The following is a 14,233-nucleotide window of genomic DNA, read 5'->3' on the forward strand; positions in this document are numbered from 1 at the left end:
GTCCGATGCGATCAAGTGGTGGTGTCGTCCCAGGGTTGGGCGCCGGGGGGCGACGCCGAAGGTTTATTCCGCAGCGGCTGCGGTACGGGGCGGCTCGCGCTCGATCGTGCGGAAATTCTCGAGTTCCGACATGAAGTTGCGCGCCCACCAGTCGACATCCTCGCGCGTCATGCGCTCAAGCATCGGCTTCCACCGCTCCAGGCGCTCGCCGCGCGGCATGTAGAGTGCCGTACGGATCGCCTCCGCGACCTCGAAGCGGTCATACGGATTGACCAGCAGGGCCTCAGGCAATTGCCGCGCCGCGCCCGCGAACTTCGAGAGCACGAGCACGCCCGGATCCTCGTCGGACTGCGCGACGACGTATTCCTTGGCCACGAGGTTCATCCCGTCGCGCATGGGCGTGACCAGCCCGACGCGGGCAGCCCGGTAGAGGCCGGCGAGGACCGGGCGCGGATAGGCCTTGGTCACGTACTGGATCGGCGTCCAGTTCGGCTCGCCGAGGGTGCCGTTGATATGGCCCACCGTCTCGTTCACCTCGCGGCTGAGTTCCTCGTATTCGGGAACCTCGGTGCGCGATTTCGGCGTGATCTGAATATAGACGACGTTGCTGCGCTGGTCGGGGTTTGAGGCGAAGAAGCGCTCCACCGCCTCCATGCGCTCGGGCACGCCCTTGGAATAGTCGAGCCGGTCGACGCCGATGAGGAGCTTGCGCGTACGCAGGCCCGCCATCGTCTCGCGGACGGTCCGGTTCGAGCCGGCATTCTCCGCCGCTTCCTTGAAGCCTGCCACATCGATGCCGATGGGGAAGCTGCGGATGCGGGTGCGGCGCCCGTCCACCATCAGGGAGCCGCCACCGAGCGGGATCGCCCGCAGCTCGTCGATGAGATTGCGGGTGAGGTTGTGCACGTCCGGATCGGTCTGCAGGCCGATGAGGTCGTAATCGGCGATGCCACGCAGAAGATCGCCGCTGGCCGGAAGCGTGTTGAACACGTCGGCCGCCGGCCACGGAATGTGGTGGAAATAGCCGATCGGGTTAGCGATGCCGAGCCCGCGAAGCTCCGAGGCTAGGGGCAACAGGTGGTAGTCGTGCACCCAGATGATGTCGTCGGGCTCGACCAGGTTCGCGAGCGCCCGGGCGAAGATGCGGTTGACCCGCTGGTATCCGGCATAATCGGAGCGCGAAAAGGCCCCGAGGCCGAGCCGGTAGTGCATGATGGGCCACAGCGCACGATTGGCGAAGCCGCTGTAATATTCCCGGTGATCCTGGGGTGACAGATCGACCACCGCGTAACTGACGCGGCCGCGATCGATCAGTTTCGGCTCGGTCGAGGGGTCCTCGACCACGTTCCCGCTCCAGCCGAACCAGAGCCCCTCATAGGCGGTGAACGCCTCCTTCACGGCCACGGCGAGCCCACCCGCCGCCACGGCCTTGCCCCCTTCCTCGGGGATTGCGACGCGGTTCGATACGATGACGAGACGTGCCACGAAGCCGGCTCCGGTCCGCATGGGCCGAGCGCGGGAATTGCGCGCGGCATGACTGATACATTGGGTGAACGCGCGGAAGCCGAGCGCGATCCGTCCGCGCAGCCAAGCGCGTTCGGCCCACCCGGGTCAAGGCCTGAAAGTTCGCGGTTCACGGCAAAGAGTCCCATTCTGGGCCATGTCGTGCCTTGACGGCGCGCGATTCCGGGCCGTTCGACGATCCCACCGGCGGCCGGACGCGTCCAATCCGTGTCGGGTTCTGGATGGATCCAGGCGCGGTGACGTGAGCGCGCCCGACGCGCCCGCGCGAGGGCCCCGCAAGTGGGTTCGGCACAAGCGGAACCGCGCCTCTCCCGCAGATGTTGAAACGTCGCAACACCCTGCGTTTCCCAATCCGTTCCGAGGAGTATCACCGTGACCGCATCTCAATCCCCAGGCCCCATGGGCGCGGAGCCGGCGAACCCGACGGCGGACTGGAAGGCCCTGCGCGGCGACGTCGAGGGGATCGCGGACGTGGCGGCCGAGCGCGGCCGCAGCTTCGTCGATGCGGCGCGTGCCCACGCCACCGACTACGTTGACCAGCGCAAGGGCGACGCCGCCCGCTCGGTCACCGATCTGGCCAAATCCGTGCGCGAGTCGAGCAAGACCTTCGAGGCGCAGCCGAACATCCGCGCATTCTTCGACAGCGCCGCCGACGGCCTCGAGCATCTCGGAACCTCGATCGAGCAGCGCAGCTTCTCGGAGTTCTACGAAGATGCCGAGGCCTTCGCCCGCAAGGCGCCGGTCGCGGTGGCAGTGGCGACCTTCCTCACCGGCTTCGTGGTGGCGCGCTTCATCAAGTCGACCAGCGTCGCTCCGGTCACCGAACCCTATTCCGACCACCGTCTCTGAGGCCCGGCCAACCATGACCACCGGTCCGCAATCCAGCATCCAGGGCCTGATCGGCGACGCCCTGCGGGAAACCAACGAACTCGCGCGGAAGGAGATCGCCCTCTTCCGCAACGAGATGACAAGCAACGTGCGGGCCCTGTTCATCGGGCTCGCTCTCCTCGTCGGCGCCGCCGTGTTCGGCGTCGTCGCTCTCTTCGTCCTCGTGGACGCCCTGGTGAAGTGGCTCGCCACGGTGGTTCACTCCGAGGCCCTCTCGGCCCTGATCGTGGGTGGCGTCCTTCTCGTGGTGGCGGTGGCCCTGGCGCTGATCGGCCGGAATGCCATGTCGCTGTCCACCCTGGCCCCGGTGCGGACCACCCGCCAGGTCCGTCAGGATGCGCGCACGCTGTCGGAGAGGGTGTCGGGATGACCGAGTCGTTGAACGAACTTGAGAAGGACATCGAGGCGAGCCGTGCCCGCCTCGACCAGACGATCGACCAGATCCAGGAGCGGCTCTCGGTCTCCAGCATCGTCGACGAGATGCTCGGCAATGCCCGCCGCACGCCCCTCAGCGGAGCGTATGACGGCGCCCTCGAGGCGGTGCGGCGCAACCCGGTCCCGGTGCTGCTCATCGCGGCCGGTGTGGGCTGGCTGATCCACCGCATGTCGTCGGACGCCAAAGGCCCCGCCGTGGCCCGCCGGGCGCGCCTCGCCGTGGATGGGCTGCCGTGACCAAGACCGGCGCCGACCGCGTCTACGACCCCGACCGCCCGACCCAGCATCCCGCCAAGACGCTGTCGCCGGAGACGCAGATCTGAGCTTCGTCCGACCCCCAAGATCCGGTCTCCGAGAGACCCCAGCCGACCACCAGGAGTGTTCCATGAGTTCCACCCAGAAGCCGGGCGACGAGCATCGCTCCCTGCCCGAGGATATCGCCCTCGCCGCCGGCATGCCGCGCGGCCATCAGGTCGAAGGTTCGCTGCACGAAGTGCCGTCCCCCGGCACCTATACGGCCTCGACCCACAGTGCCGGCACGCAGACACACAGCATCCACGCCGAGGGTTCCTCCGCCGATGCCCTGAGGTCACAGGCCGGAGAGGCTCAAGCCCGCGCTGTCGACGCGGCGAACGACCTGAAGGAGCGCGCGAGCGCGACCGCCCACGATGTCCGCGACCGCGTCACCGATACCGTAGAGGACCTGCGGGAGCGTGCCTCGGACGCCTATGACGACGCCCGCACCTGGGTCTCCGACACCCATGATGCAAGCCGGCGCCGCATCGGCGAACTCGGTGAGCGCGGCAGCGCCCGCATTCAGGAAAGCCGCTCGGCTGTCGAGGATTTCGTCACCGAGCACCCGCTGCTCGTCGGCGTGGTCGGCCTCGCCGCCGGCCTCCTCATCGGTGCCCTGCTGCCGCGCACTCGCACCGAGGACCAGAATGTCGGTCCCTGGGCAGACGAGGTTCGCGATCAGGGCATCCGGTACGCCCGGGACGTCACGCATCGCGGGCGCGAGTTCGTGGCGAGTGCTCTCGATCCCGACAACCTGAACGCGGCCGTGCAGCGGGCCACGGGTTCGGATACGCCGCACGCCACCGCGCAGGCGGATGCATCGGCACCCCGGACGCACTGAGTTTTAGGCCACCTTCGCGATACGATTCGGGAGGACGGCACCGCTTGGTGCCGTCCTCCTTTGCGTTCGCCGGGATGGTGCCTGGCCGCCCTCTCGACGCTACGGGAGCGAGCCGTTATCGGAGATCGCATGAAGATTGCCGATTGCGAGATCCTCATCCTGCCGGGCTATGCCGGGTCGGAGGATGAACACTGGCAGGCCCGCTGGGCCGAGCGCCTGTCCACCGGTCGGATCGTTCAGCAGGACGACTGGCACGCCCCCGACGCGGCCTCCTGGCAGGATCGCATCGTGGCGGCGGTGACGGCCGCGACTCGCCCCGTCGTGCTCATCGCCCACAGCCTCGGCGTGGTGGCGACCATTCAGGCGGCGCCGCGCTTTCCCGCCGGCATCGTGCGCGGTGCCCTGCTGGTGGCCGTTCCCGACGTCGAGACGACGCCGGACCTGCCCGCCAGCGTCAAGGCCTTCGCGCCGCTTCCGCGCGATCCCCTGCCCTTCCCGGCCCTCCTCGTCGCCAGCCGCAACGATCCTTACTGCAGCTACGAGCGGGCGGAGGATTTCGCCCATGCCTGGGGCGCCGTGGTGGTGGATGCCGGCGAATCCGGACACATCAACGTGGCCAGCGGCCACGGTCCCTGGCCGGAGGGCCTGATGCGCCTCGCCGGCTTCATGAAGACGCTCTGATCCCGGCTCGTCTCCGGTTCAGGGCTTCGGGTCCGATTCCAGCGGCTTGAGGAGTTCGCCTGCGACATCCGTCAGGCGCGGCGGCGCTTCGCGCACGAAGGGCAGCGGGCGGCACACTGCCATCGCGGCGAGGCCGAAACGGGCCGTCATCAGGCCGTTCAGCACACCCTCCCCGAGTTTGGCGGAGACCCGCGCGGCGATGCCGAGTCCGAGCACCTGCTGAATCATGCTCTCGCCCACCGCCATGCCGCCGGTCACCGTGAGGTGCGCGAAGGCCGAACGGGCGAGGCGCAGGAAGCCGAGAAAGCCCGGCCGCCCACCGTAGATCGTGGCGATCCGGCGCAGGAGCCGCACGGCCGCGAACACCACGAAGGCCACGTCTACGATCGCGCGCGGGCTCAAAGCCGTCACGGCCGAGACCTGCTTGGCCGCCGACGCGATGGCGTTGCGGGCCTGGCGGTCGAGGGGCGCGAGCAATTCGTGCTCGGCAAGCCCGATGCGGTCGTCGACGTCCAGGATGGCGTCGCCGAGGGTGTCGAGGCGGGCCCGGCCACCGCTCAGCGCCGCGCGGTCGGCGTAGAGGGCGGTCAGGTCGCGCACCACACCCTGCGCCGAGGAATGGTCGCGGGTGGCGATGGCTTCCACAGCCTTCGCCCGGACCCGCTCGATCTGGCGCTCCCGCCAGATTCCGGAGAGTTCGCGGGCGAGGATCGCCAGGAACGCCACCGCCGCGATCGCCAGCAGCACCAGAGCGACGGCCCCCAGCCAAGGCGCGGCGCTGAACAGGTCGGAAATCAGGCGCTCCACGGAGAGTCCGACCCCGAGGGAGACGAGGCCGCCAAGGGCGACCAGGAGCAGGCTGAGCCAGGGCGCGCGGCTCTTCGGTGCCACCGGCACCGCGACCCCGTCGGCGGCCTCGACGATCTCGAAGGGCTCCTCGACAATCCGGACCTGCGAGGGGGGCGCGGGCGGCGGCACCACGCCCTCGCCGGCCTCGGGCGGTGTCGCGGACGGGATGCGGAAGGCACGTGGGCGGTTGGTCGAACTCATGGCGAGGACTTCCTCTCGGACATCAGGCGAGCTTGTCGCCGATGAGGAACTGCATGGCGCGGTCGAGGCGGATCTGTGGAAGATCGCCGGGGCGGCCGAGCGCGTCCGGCTTCACCACGGGCGGCCGGAAGCGCGGAAAGCGCAAGGAGCCCGCCGGGACGGCGCCCTCCAGCACCGCTTCAGGGCGCGGCGGCAGCTCGCCGGGGAAGATCGCGGCCTCGCTCAGGCCGTCGAAGACCTCGTCGCCGACGCTCTCGCCCGCCTCCGGCGTCCCCGAGACCGCGCGCAGAATCGCGTCGCCGTCGTGGATCGTGGTCTCGCGCGTCGCCCGCACGGAGGCAAGCGCCACGGTGCCGACGCGGGCACCGGCGGCCTCCGTGCGCCGCATCGCCCGCGAGACCAGCAGGCGCAGGAGCGCATCGAGACGGTCGTGACTGGTCTGGTGCAGGTGGTCGGCCTTGGTGGCGGCGAACAAGATGCGCTCGGCGCGCGGCGCGAACAGGCGCGACAGCAGGGTGTTGCGCCCGATTCGGAAGCTGAGGAGCACCGAATCCAGCGCCTCCTCCAGTTCCGCCAGGGCGGCGGGTCCGGCATCGACGGCGGCCAGCACGTCCACAAGGACGATCTGCCGGTCGACCCGCTGGAAGTGGTTGCGGAAGAACGGCTCCACCACCTTCGCCTTGTAGGCCTCGAAGCGCCGCTCCATCAGCCCGGCGAGGCTGTTCGGCGTCAGGGTTTCGGGCAGGTTGTCGAGTGGCGCGAAGGTGAGCGCCGGCGAGCCTGCGAGGTCCCCCGGCATCAGGAAGCGGCCGGGCGGCGTCGTGGCGACCGATTCCGGGCCCGCCCGCAGAGCCGACAGGTAGGTCTTGAACGCGGTGCTGGCGTGCTCGGCCACCACCTCGTCCAGGGGGGCCTGCGGGTCGAGTGTCTTCAGGGTTTCGAGCCAGGGCGCCGCCATGGCGCCGCGCCCGCTGCGCCGCGTGCCCGCGATCGTGGCCCGCGACCACGCCGTGTAGGTCTGGTCGATGAGGGCGAGGTCCAAGAGCCATTCGCCGGGATAATCGACCACGTCGAGCATCAGCGTGGCGGGACCTGAGCGCCAAGACCCCGCGCGCTCGTACTCGATGGCGAGGCGAAACTGGCTGATCCGGTCGGTGGAGCGGGGCCAGTGCCGCTGCTCCGTCAGGGCCGCGTAATGCTCCTCGTAAGGGAAGCGCGGGATGTCGTCGTCGGGCTGCGGTACCAGCCGGGCGCGGCGCAGCCGGCCCTCATGGGCCGGGGCGAAGGCCGGGAGCGCTTGCGCCTCGACGAGGTGGTGGATCAGCGCAGTGGTGAACACCGTCTTGCCCGAGCGGGCGAGACCGGTGACGCCCAAGCGCAGGGTCGGCTGGATCAGGAGGTCGCTCGACGCCTCGGCGAAGGCCTTGACCGCGGAACCGGCGCGCGCGGCGAAGCTGTTCATGGCAACCTGTCGATCGGGCGGAGGAAGGGGTACGCGGCACGCCGGCCGCAGGGGTGGCGCTGAAGTGGCGCGGGCCGAGCGCAACCGCAAGACTGCGCCGACGAGGCGGAAGTGTCAGGCGAAAGGTCAGGGCGTTGGCTCCGGCGCACCGCCCGCCGCCAGGGTCGTGGCGTCGAGGCGCGCGATCGCGGCCTCCACCAGGGCGGGCGCGGCGCGCAGGCTCCCCAGTTCGACACCCGACATGGCGCGCATGACGGGCGCCAGATTGGCAAGCGGACGACCGGCGGGGTCGAACAGTCGGAGGTCGTCTTCCATCTTCGCCCCGACGCTGCCGGCGATGCGGGCCGCATAGTTGCGGATGCGCGTCTCATCGTTGGCGCAGAGGGGCGCGGGCACGCTGAGATCGAGGAGCGGCAGGCTCGGAAGACCGGCGGCGATGGCCGGCAGCGCGGCGGATTCCGCCGCGAAGCGGTCCGCGAGGCTCGGCGTTTGTCGGGTTCGCGCGGCGGATGGCTTCGGCGCCGGGTTGCCGAGCACCGCCCCCGGATCGACGAGGAGCACCGATGGACTGGCGATCACCGTCGAGGGCTTCACCAGCAGTTCCGAGGGCCGCACCAACAGGGCGCCCTTCGCCGGAGCGGATGCGGGGGCGCTGGCGGGTTTCGGCGCGACGCTCGCGACGCCGGCCGGCGGCCGACGCGCGCCCATCCGGGCCAGGGGCGACCAGGGCTGGACGCGTAAGGGACCGCCCCGGGCCGCGAGGGCGGCGCGGGGAACGCCGCCGCGCGGATTGCGGGCGAGGAACCGGGCCCGCAGGGTCCGTCCGATCCCCCGCGGCGCGAGATCCGCCGAGACCTTCGGCGACGGGCCGCGCGCGGCCAGCGGTGTGCCGCCGGCCCGGCATTCCGCCGGGGCCCAGCGCCGGACGATGGCGAGCGCGGTGCGCCGGCCCAAGGCACGGTAGTAGCGCCGCAGGAGCTGGGCCGCCGCATCGGCGCCGTCGGCGGCGGTGGCAAAGCCCGTATGGCCCTCGGCATCGCCGCCGAGTTCGCCGTTCCAGCGCGCCCGCTTGATGCACCAGTAATTGTTCAGCTTGACGCAGCGGGCGACGAAGCCCGGTTCGGTCTGCGCGTAGCGCGCCACCAGGGCGAGGGAGGCGGGTCGCAGGTTCTCGCCCGTCTCGATGCGCCAGTTCGAGACGGCGCGGGCCTCCGGCTGGAACACCGGGAACGGGGCGGGCGCCGCCGTCACGCCGGGCAGGGCCGCGCGAAGCGGCGCGATGTCCGGCCCGATCCGCCGAACCCCGTCTTCGAGGCGCGGCAGCAGCGACGTGAGAACGAGGAGCGTGGTCAGGAGCACGGGATCTGCGAAGCTTGCCGGGAGCCCAGGCAACGGCCGAGCTCCGCGAAGGGTTCAATCCGCGTCCGCCGAGCGCGACCGTCACGCGGGTTGCGCCGGATCTATTCCGCCTCGAGATCCTTGGGCGCCACGAACCGCTCCAGGCGTCCGCTCCCGGCCTTCAGCGCGTCCCAGCTGTCCGCCTCGAAGTCGATGACCGCGATCGCCGCCGTCGGAAACTCGTAGCCGAGGCGCTTGCGCCCGGGCTTGTCCCCGGCACCCACCAGATATAGCGCAAGATCCTGGAGGCCGGGGTTGTGGCCGATCATCAGCAGGCTCGCCGCCGTCTTCGGCGCACCCCGGGCCACCGCCAGCAGGGCCGTCTCGGGGGCCTCGTAGATCGAGGACACGATCTCGGGCTGCGGACCGGTCAGGGCGGGCTGCACCCCTTCCCAGGTCTGGCGGGTGCGCAGGGCTGGCGAGACTACGACCGCATCCGCGCGCAGGTCCTCAGCCGCCAGATAGGCGCCCATGCGCGGCGCATCCCGCTGGCCGCGCGCGTTCAGGGGACGGTCGAGGTCGCTCACGCCCGGCGGGCGGTCGGATTTGGCGTGACGCAGGAGAATCAGGCGGCGCATACGGAACCTTGCGGATATGACGGGCACGCGGCCCGGTTTCAGGCGAAACCGACGACCGGGTGCGGGGTATAGGGGGCTTCGAGGGCCCGCATTTCGTCGGAGGTCAGGGCAAGATTCAGGGCCGCGACCGCGTCGGTGAGGTGCTGGGGCTTCGAGGCACCGATGATCGGTGCCGTGACGGGCGCCTTCTGGAGCACCCATGCCAGGGCGACCTGGGCGCGCGGCACGCCCCGCGCGGCCGCGATGGCCGAGACCTGGCCGACGATGGCCCGGTCGGCGGCCTCGGCGGAGGCGTAGAGGTGCCGGCCGACCTCGTCGCTGTCCTGGCGGGCGCTGCGCACCTCCCAGTCACGGGTCAGGCGGCCGCGCGCAAGGGGGCTCCAGGGCAGCACGGCGATGTCCTGGTCGATGCACAGGGGCAGCATCTCGCGCTCCTCCTCGCGGTGGAGCAGGTTGTAATGGTCCTGCATCGTCGCGAACCGGGTCCAGCCGTGGCGGTCGGCGGTGAAGAGCGCCTTGGCGAACTGCCAGGCGAACATCGAGGATGCGCCGATGTACCGTGCCTTGCCGGCTTTCACCACGTCGTGCAGCGCTTCCAGGGTCACCTCGATCGGCGTGCCGTAATCCCAGCGGTGGATCTGGAACAGGTCGACGTAATCGGTGCCGAGGCGCTTCAGGCTGGCGTCGATGGAGGCGAAGATGGCCTTGCGTGAGAGGCCGCCGGCATTGGGTTGGCTCTTCAAGGGGAAGTAGCACTTCGTGGCCAGCACGATCGCGTCGCGGTCGGCGAAGTCGCGGAGCGCCCGGCCAACGATCTCCTCGCTGGTCCCGTCCGAGTAGGCGTTGGCCGTGTCGAAGAAGTTGATGCCGAGGTCGAGGGCCTGACGGATCAGCGCGCGGCTCTCCTCCTCGCGCAGGGTCCAGGGATGCGGACCGCGCTCGGGCACGCCGTAGGTCATGCAGCCGAGGCAGAGGGGCGAAATGTCGAGGCCGGTGCGGCCCAGTTTCTTCGTGATCATCGGACGATCCGCTCGGAGTGACGATGCGCGGGCGACCCGTCCTATCTGGTCCCGCGCGGATGCGGAGGCCAGGGGCGAACCGCCTCAGCCTCCACGCTGCTCGCGGCGCATCATGAAGGCGAGCTTCTCGAACAGGCTCACATCCTGCTCGTTCTTCAGGAGGGCGCCGTGCAGCGGCGGGATGAGCTTGCGGCCGTCGCGCTCGCGCAGGGTCTCGGGCGCCACATCCTCCGAAACCAGGAGCTTGAGCCAGTCGAGGAGTTCGGAGGTCGAGGGCTTCTTCTTCAGGCCGGGCACCTCGCGAGTCTCTAGGAAGACCCGCAGAGCCTCCTCAACGAGACGGTGCTTGATGCCGGGATAATGCACCTCGACGATGGCCTTGAGGGTCTCGGCGTCCGGGGCCTTGATGTAGTGGAAGAAGCAGCGGCGCAGGAAGGCGTCCGGCAATTCCTTCTCGTTGTTCGAGGTGATGATGACGATGGGGCGCCGCTCCGCCCGTATCGTCTCGCCGGTCTCGTAGACATGGAACTCCATCCGGTCGAGTTCGGTCAGCAGATCGTTCGGAAACTCGATGTCGGCCTTGTCGATCTCGTCGATGAGCAGCACGGGGCGCTCGGGCGCCGTGAAGGCCTCCCAGAGCTTGCCACGCCGGATGTAGTGGCCGATCTCCGACACGCGCGGGTCGCCGAGCTGGCTGTCGCGCAGGCGCGAGACCGCGTCGTACTCGTACAAGCCCTGCTGCGCCTTGGTGGTCGACTTGACGTTCCAGGTCAGGAGCGGTGCACCGAGACCCTTGGCGATCTCCTCGGCGAGCACGGTCTTGCCGGTGCCGGGTTCCCCCTTCACCAGCAGCGGCCGCTCCAGCACGATGGCGGCATTGACCGCGATGGTGAGGTCGGAGGTCGCGACATATGATTCGGTCCCAGCAAAGCGCATCGACATCTCGTTGTTCCGGCTCAAGGCATTGGGTTAGGCGCGACGGGATGCGCTCGCAAGCACTCCGCCGTGTCGCTGGCCGCAGAGTCGGCGCCAGCGCGAACTATGTGGATGACGGCGACGCTTCGAGCATGCGCGCGAGGTGTCATCGATATATCGTCGAAACCGCCGTTGCGATGGTGCATGGTCTGGCCTGCAGACGGCCCGGAGGCGCTTGGCATCGATGGAGAGCGTTGCCCAGGGCATGGCCTGTGTGCTGTTCTGCGACGTGGTCGGCAGCACCCGGCTTTACGAGCGGCTCGGAGACGCCGCCGCGCATCGGATCGTCGAGGAGGGCCTGCGCGACACGTCGCGGGAGATCTGCGCCCATGGCGGACAGGTCGTCAAAACCATCGGCGACGAGATCATGGCTGTATTCCCCGACGCGGTGAGCGCCTGGGATGCGGCGGTCACGATCCAGACCCGCCAGGAATCGGTCGTGCGATCCGTCGGAGCGACGCCCGAAAGCGCCATCCAGTACCGGATCGGGTTCCATTTCGGCGGCGTGATCCGGTCGGCCGACGATTACTTCGGCGCGACCGTCAATGTCGCCGCCCGCATGGCCTCTATCGCCAAGGCCGGGCAGATCATGACGACAGCCGCCACGGTCGAGGGGCTGCCGCTTCCCTACCGGATGACCGCCCGTCTGCTGGCGGCAGCCTATGCGAGGGGCCTCGGAGAGGACGTCGCGGTTGCCGAGGTGCTGTGGCAGTTCTCGTCCGAGCATACCGTGATGCCGTCGATCCCTCTCGCTCCCCGCGCGAGCCCGACCGCGCTGGCCACGCTGCGCCTCACCAGCGGCGACCGGCGTTGGACCTTCGCGCAGGACAGCGCACCGATCTCGATCGGTCGGGCGGAGGGCAACGACGTCATCGTCACCCAGGCCCGTGCCTCCCGGCACCACGCCACGATCGAACGGCAACGGGATCGGTGGGTGCTGATCGATCACAGCACCAACGGCACGTTCGTCCATCCGGTCGGTGCTCAGGAGTTTTCGATCTGCCGCGAGGCGTTGGTGCTTCATGCCGCGGGAAAAATCGGGTTCGGGCGATCGTCCCACCTCGGCGGCGATGACGAGATCGACTTCGTCATCGGTTCCTAAGGCTCAGCGTTACAGAGTCTTCCCGTCGTGCCAGACGCAGTTCGAGGCGAGGATTCCGAGATTCACGTCCGATTTCTGCGGCTGGGGCAGCGTCTTGCCGTCCATCGCGAGGTCGATCTTGATCTCGACCTGTCCCTTTTGTTCGTTCTGGCGCCGGGAGAAGTAGCAATATTGCTGGAAGGGCTGCTCCTCGTTCGCCCGGAAGTTCCAGCCGGTGACGATCTGGCCGTCCATGTAGGGCACCTGCTTGAACACCGTAAAGGTGGTGTTCACCGGGGCCTTCGAGGCCGGCGCGGCATCGTTGCCGAGTTGCGCCTTGGTCGGGGTCGGCGCGGAGGCGGCCTTCGGCACCGTGCCCTCCAGCTTGAGCACGTTGTCCGTGAGGGTGACCTCGCCCTTGGTCTTCAGGGTGACGTCGGCGAGCGCGCGCTGCATGGCGGCGGCGATCTTCTCGGCCGCCGAGTCGAACTGGTTCATGTAGGCGTAGCCGTAGGAGGCGGCCCCGATGCCGATCCCGGCAAGGAGCGTGAAGGCGCCCGCTCCGAGGGCGCGGAACAGGAAGGCCCGCGCGGAAACGATGCGCGCCTCCGCCCGCAGGCGCCCGTTGACGTTCTGCGCGAGAACGACGTTCTCGGGCGTACCCGGCGCGTGGATGCTCATGCGCCGCCTCCGGCGCTGGCGGTCTGGGCCGGAGGACGGCCGATCGGGATGACCGCGCCGCTCGGCGCCTGGGCGGGCGCGGGCGCCACTACCGGAGCCTGTGCCGGACTAGTCGCCGGGGTCGGGATCGGCGCCGCATCATCCGGCGCGGGCCGGACCTGATTGAGGGCCATCTCCTGGCGCAGGGCGCCAGTGATCGAATCCAGCATGTAGGGCGTGGCGGCGAGGTCGACGGTGGCGCCGAGGTCGTCCTCGTCCATGAAGGTCTTGCGCACCGAGACGGCACAGAGGGCGAGGATCGTCGAGGCGAAGGCGGCACAGAGGGCCGGCACGAACACGAAGATGCGCAGGAATGCGTGGACCTGGGCCTCGTTCACGTCGATCGGGTCGACGCCGTAGACCATGGCGGTGAAGGAGTGCAGCTGCGAGCGGTTGACCGAATTGCGATAGGTCTGCTCGGCGTCCGCGACCTTGCGCTCGGCGGCCCCCCGGTCGAGTTCGCCGCGCGCCTTGCGGGCCTCCTCCAGGAGCTTCGTCACGGCGCCCCGGTCCGTCCCCGCCTTGGCGACGCTGGCGTTCAGCGTCGCGGTCCGCGGGTCGGTCACGCACTTCATGTTGGAGTAGCGCTGGCCCCGGCTGTTGGTGCCATAGACGCGCTCGCAGCGCTGCGGCGGCAGGCCGGCGAGCTGGCTCGCGTTTTCGGCCGCGCGCTTCTCGATCTGGTCGAGTTCGGTCGTGTACTGGGCGACCCGGGCGTCGGCGGCGGCGACGCGGTTGTCGATGGTGGCGCGGTCGGCCTGCGCGTCCTTCAGGGCGGTCTTGGCCTTGGCGGCATCCATCAGACGGGGATGGAACATCATCTCGCCGAGCTGCGAGACGGACTTCGTGGTGACGCCGGCCGCGAACACGATGCCGACGATCGCCAGCATGCGGATGAAGTAGGACCGCTGCGTCCGGGCCAGGATGCCGAGCGGCACGCGGCACAGCTCCACCGCCGCGTAGACCAGCGGCGCGAGCAGCATGAAGTAGAAGGCCTTGGAATCGCCGTCGCTGTAGACCCCGGCGAACAGCCAGGCGCCCCAGAGCGAGGCGCCGATGACCATGAACTCGACCAGGTAGGCGATGCCCACGTAGCCCCACTTGATGCGGTAGCCCTTCTCGACGTGACGTTCATGGGTCCAGCGGTCGGATTCCCGGCGCCATTCGCGGGCTTCTCGCTGCACGTCCCGGTTGGGGGGCGTCTTGGGCATGGGGCACTCGTGTCTCGATACGCGACGAAGCGCGCTTAACCGTCCGTTAAGAGGTCGCTTATGCGCGTATTGTGCC

14 protein-coding genes and 1 pseudogene are annotated in these 14,233 nt (G+C 69.4%); 6 read left to right on the forward strand and 9 right to left on the reverse strand.

Annotated features, from left to right (window positions below; genetic code table 11):
• Window positions 1–63 precede the first annotated feature (63 nt).
• Window positions 64–1,485: an alpha,alpha-trehalose-phosphate synthase (UDP-forming) gene (locus MFF30_RS07645; protein WP_238278385.1), complete on the reverse strand. Its 1,422-nt coding sequence runs from the start codon at window positions 1,483–1,485 to the stop codon at window positions 64–66.
• 411 nt (window positions 1,486–1,896) lie between these two features.
• Here MFF30_RS07645 and MFF30_RS07650 point away from each other — a divergent pair, with 411 nt between their 5' ends.
• The 5 genes and pseudogenes from MFF30_RS07650 (at window position 1,897) to MFF30_RS07670 (ending at window position 4,663) form a co-directional block, all read left to right on the forward strand.
• Window positions 1,897–2,373: an apolipoprotein A1/A4/E family protein gene (locus MFF30_RS07650; RefSeq protein ID WP_238278388.1), complete on the forward strand. Its 477-nt coding sequence runs from the start codon at window positions 1,897–1,899 to the stop codon at window positions 2,371–2,373.
• A gap of 13 nt (window positions 2,374–2,386) precedes the next feature.
• On the forward strand, window positions 2,387–2,782 hold the full coding sequence (locus tag MFF30_RS07655) for a phage holin family protein (RefSeq protein ID WP_238278390.1): 396 nt from the start codon (window positions 2,387–2,389) through the stop codon (window positions 2,780–2,782).
• Window positions 2,779–3,010 (forward strand): annotated as a pseudogene (locus tag MFF30_RS26165) (DUF3618 domain-containing protein); the annotation flags it as partial. The gene MFF30_RS07655 and the pseudogene MFF30_RS26165, both read left to right, overlap by 4 nt.
• 222 nt (window positions 3,011–3,232) lie before the next feature.
• Window positions 3,233–3,982: an ElaB/YgaM/YqjD family protein gene (locus MFF30_RS07665; RefSeq protein WP_238278392.1), complete on the forward strand. Its 750-nt coding sequence runs from the start codon at window positions 3,233–3,235 to the stop codon at window positions 3,980–3,982.
• Between the two features lie 129 nt (window positions 3,983–4,111).
• Window positions 4,112–4,663 carry an RBBP9/YdeN family alpha/beta hydrolase gene (locus MFF30_RS07670; protein WP_238278394.1) on the forward strand — a complete coding sequence of 184 codons (552 nt, stop codon included), beginning with the start codon at window positions 4,112–4,114 and terminating at the stop codon, window positions 4,661–4,663.
• A gap of 18 nt (window positions 4,664–4,681) precedes the next feature.
• Here the strand turns inward: MFF30_RS07670 and MFF30_RS07675 are convergent, their stop codons facing one another.
• From MFF30_RS07675 to MFF30_RS07700, 6 genes are all read right to left on the reverse strand, one after another.
• Window positions 4,682–5,713, reverse strand: a complete 1,032-nt coding sequence (locus MFF30_RS07675; RefSeq protein WP_238278396.1) for a YcjF family protein — start codon at window positions 5,711–5,713, stop codon at window positions 4,682–4,684.
• A 22-nt stretch (window positions 5,714–5,735) separates the two neighbouring features.
• Window positions 5,736–7,175, reverse strand: coding sequence for a YcjX family GTP-binding protein (locus MFF30_RS07680; protein WP_238278398.1), 1,440 nt, complete (start codon window positions 7,173–7,175; stop codon window positions 5,736–5,738).
• A 126-nt stretch (window positions 7,176–7,301) separates the two neighbouring features.
• The gene (locus MFF30_RS07685) at window positions 7,302–8,534 is read right to left on the reverse strand and encodes a hypothetical protein (protein ID WP_238278400.1); all 1,233 of its coding nucleotides are present in this window, start codon (window positions 8,532–8,534) and stop codon (window positions 7,302–7,304) included.
• A gap of 101 nt (window positions 8,535–8,635) precedes the next feature.
• A complete protein-coding gene (locus tag MFF30_RS07690; protein ID WP_238278401.1) occupies window positions 8,636–9,151 on the reverse strand; it encodes a SixA phosphatase family protein in 516 nt (171 codons plus the stop codon).
• A 38-nt stretch (window positions 9,152–9,189) separates the two neighbouring features.
• Window positions 9,190–10,170: an aldo/keto reductase gene (locus MFF30_RS07695; RefSeq protein ID WP_238278403.1), complete on the reverse strand. Its 981-nt coding sequence runs from the start codon at window positions 10,168–10,170 to the stop codon at window positions 9,190–9,192.
• 84 nt (window positions 10,171–10,254) lie between these two features.
• Entirely contained in the window at window positions 10,255–11,106 is an 852-nt protein-coding gene (locus MFF30_RS07700; RefSeq protein WP_238278405.1) for an AAA family ATPase, read from the reverse strand.
• A gap of 223 nt (window positions 11,107–11,329) precedes the next feature.
• Between MFF30_RS07700 and MFF30_RS07705 the strand changes: the two genes are divergently transcribed.
• Window positions 11,330–12,247 (forward strand): adenylate/guanylate cyclase domain-containing protein, encoded by a 918-nt coding sequence (locus MFF30_RS07705; protein ID WP_238278468.1) that lies wholly within the window; start codon window positions 11,330–11,332, stop codon window positions 12,245–12,247.
• Between the two features lie 9 nt (window positions 12,248–12,256).
• On the opposite strand, the gene MFF30_RS07710 is transcribed toward MFF30_RS07705, so the two are convergent.
• On the reverse strand, window positions 12,257–12,907 hold the full coding sequence (locus tag MFF30_RS07710; RefSeq protein ID WP_238278407.1) for a hypothetical protein: 651 nt from the start codon (window positions 12,905–12,907) through the stop codon (window positions 12,257–12,259).
• Window positions 12,904–14,157 (reverse strand): ATPase, encoded by a 1,254-nt coding sequence (locus MFF30_RS07715; protein ID WP_238278409.1) that lies wholly within the window; start codon window positions 14,155–14,157, stop codon window positions 12,904–12,906. Before MFF30_RS07715 ends, MFF30_RS07710 begins: the two co-directional genes overlap by 4 nt.
• Window positions 14,158–14,233 lie beyond the last annotated feature (76 nt).

This window comes from Methylobacterium goesingense, assembly GCF_022179225.1.
In the GTDB taxonomy this organism is placed as follows: domain Bacteria; phylum Pseudomonadota; class Alphaproteobacteria; order Rhizobiales; family Beijerinckiaceae; genus Methylobacterium; species Methylobacterium goesingense.

What these genes read in the sequence shown, in the direction of transcription:
- MFF30_RS07655 (WP_238278390.1), top strand. Translation starts at nt 2,387, where the DNA reads ATGACCACCGGTCCGCAATCCAGCATCCAGGGCCTGATCGGCGACGCC.
- MFF30_RS07665 (WP_238278392.1), top strand. Translation starts at nt 3,233, where the DNA reads ATGAGTTCCACCCAGAAGCCGGGCGACGAGCATCGCTCCCTGCCCGAG.
- MFF30_RS07670 (WP_238278394.1), top strand. Translation starts at nt 4,112, where the DNA reads ATGAAGATTGCCGATTGCGAGATCCTCATCCTGCCGGGCTATGCCGGG.
- MFF30_RS07675 (WP_238278396.1), bottom strand. Translation starts at nt 5,713, where the DNA reads ATGAGTTCGACCAACCGCCCACGTGCCTTCCGCATCCCGTCCGCGACA.
- MFF30_RS07680 (WP_238278398.1), bottom strand. Translation starts at nt 7,175, where the DNA reads ATGAACAGCTTCGCCGCGCGCGCCGGTTCCGCGGTCAAGGCCTTCGCC.
- MFF30_RS07690 (WP_238278401.1), bottom strand. Translation starts at nt 9,151, where the DNA reads ATGCGCCGCCTGATTCTCCTGCGTCACGCCAAATCCGACCGCCCGCCG.
- MFF30_RS07695 (WP_238278403.1), bottom strand. Translation starts at nt 10,170, where the DNA reads ATGATCACGAAGAAACTGGGCCGCACCGGCCTCGACATTTCGCCCCTC.
- MFF30_RS07700 (WP_238278405.1), bottom strand. Translation starts at nt 11,106, where the DNA reads ATGCGCTTTGCTGGGACCGAATCATATGTCGCGACCTCCGACCTCACC.
- MFF30_RS07705 (WP_238278468.1), top strand. Translation starts at nt 11,330, where the DNA reads ATGGAGAGCGTTGCCCAGGGCATGGCCTGTGTGCTGTTCTGCGACGTG.
- MFF30_RS07710 (WP_238278407.1), bottom strand. Translation starts at nt 12,907, where the DNA reads ATGAGCATCCACGCGCCGGGTACGCCCGAGAACGTCGTTCTCGCGCAG.
- MFF30_RS07715 (WP_238278409.1), bottom strand. Translation starts at nt 14,157, where the DNA reads ATGCCCAAGACGCCCCCCAACCGGGACGTGCAGCGAGAAGCCCGCGAA.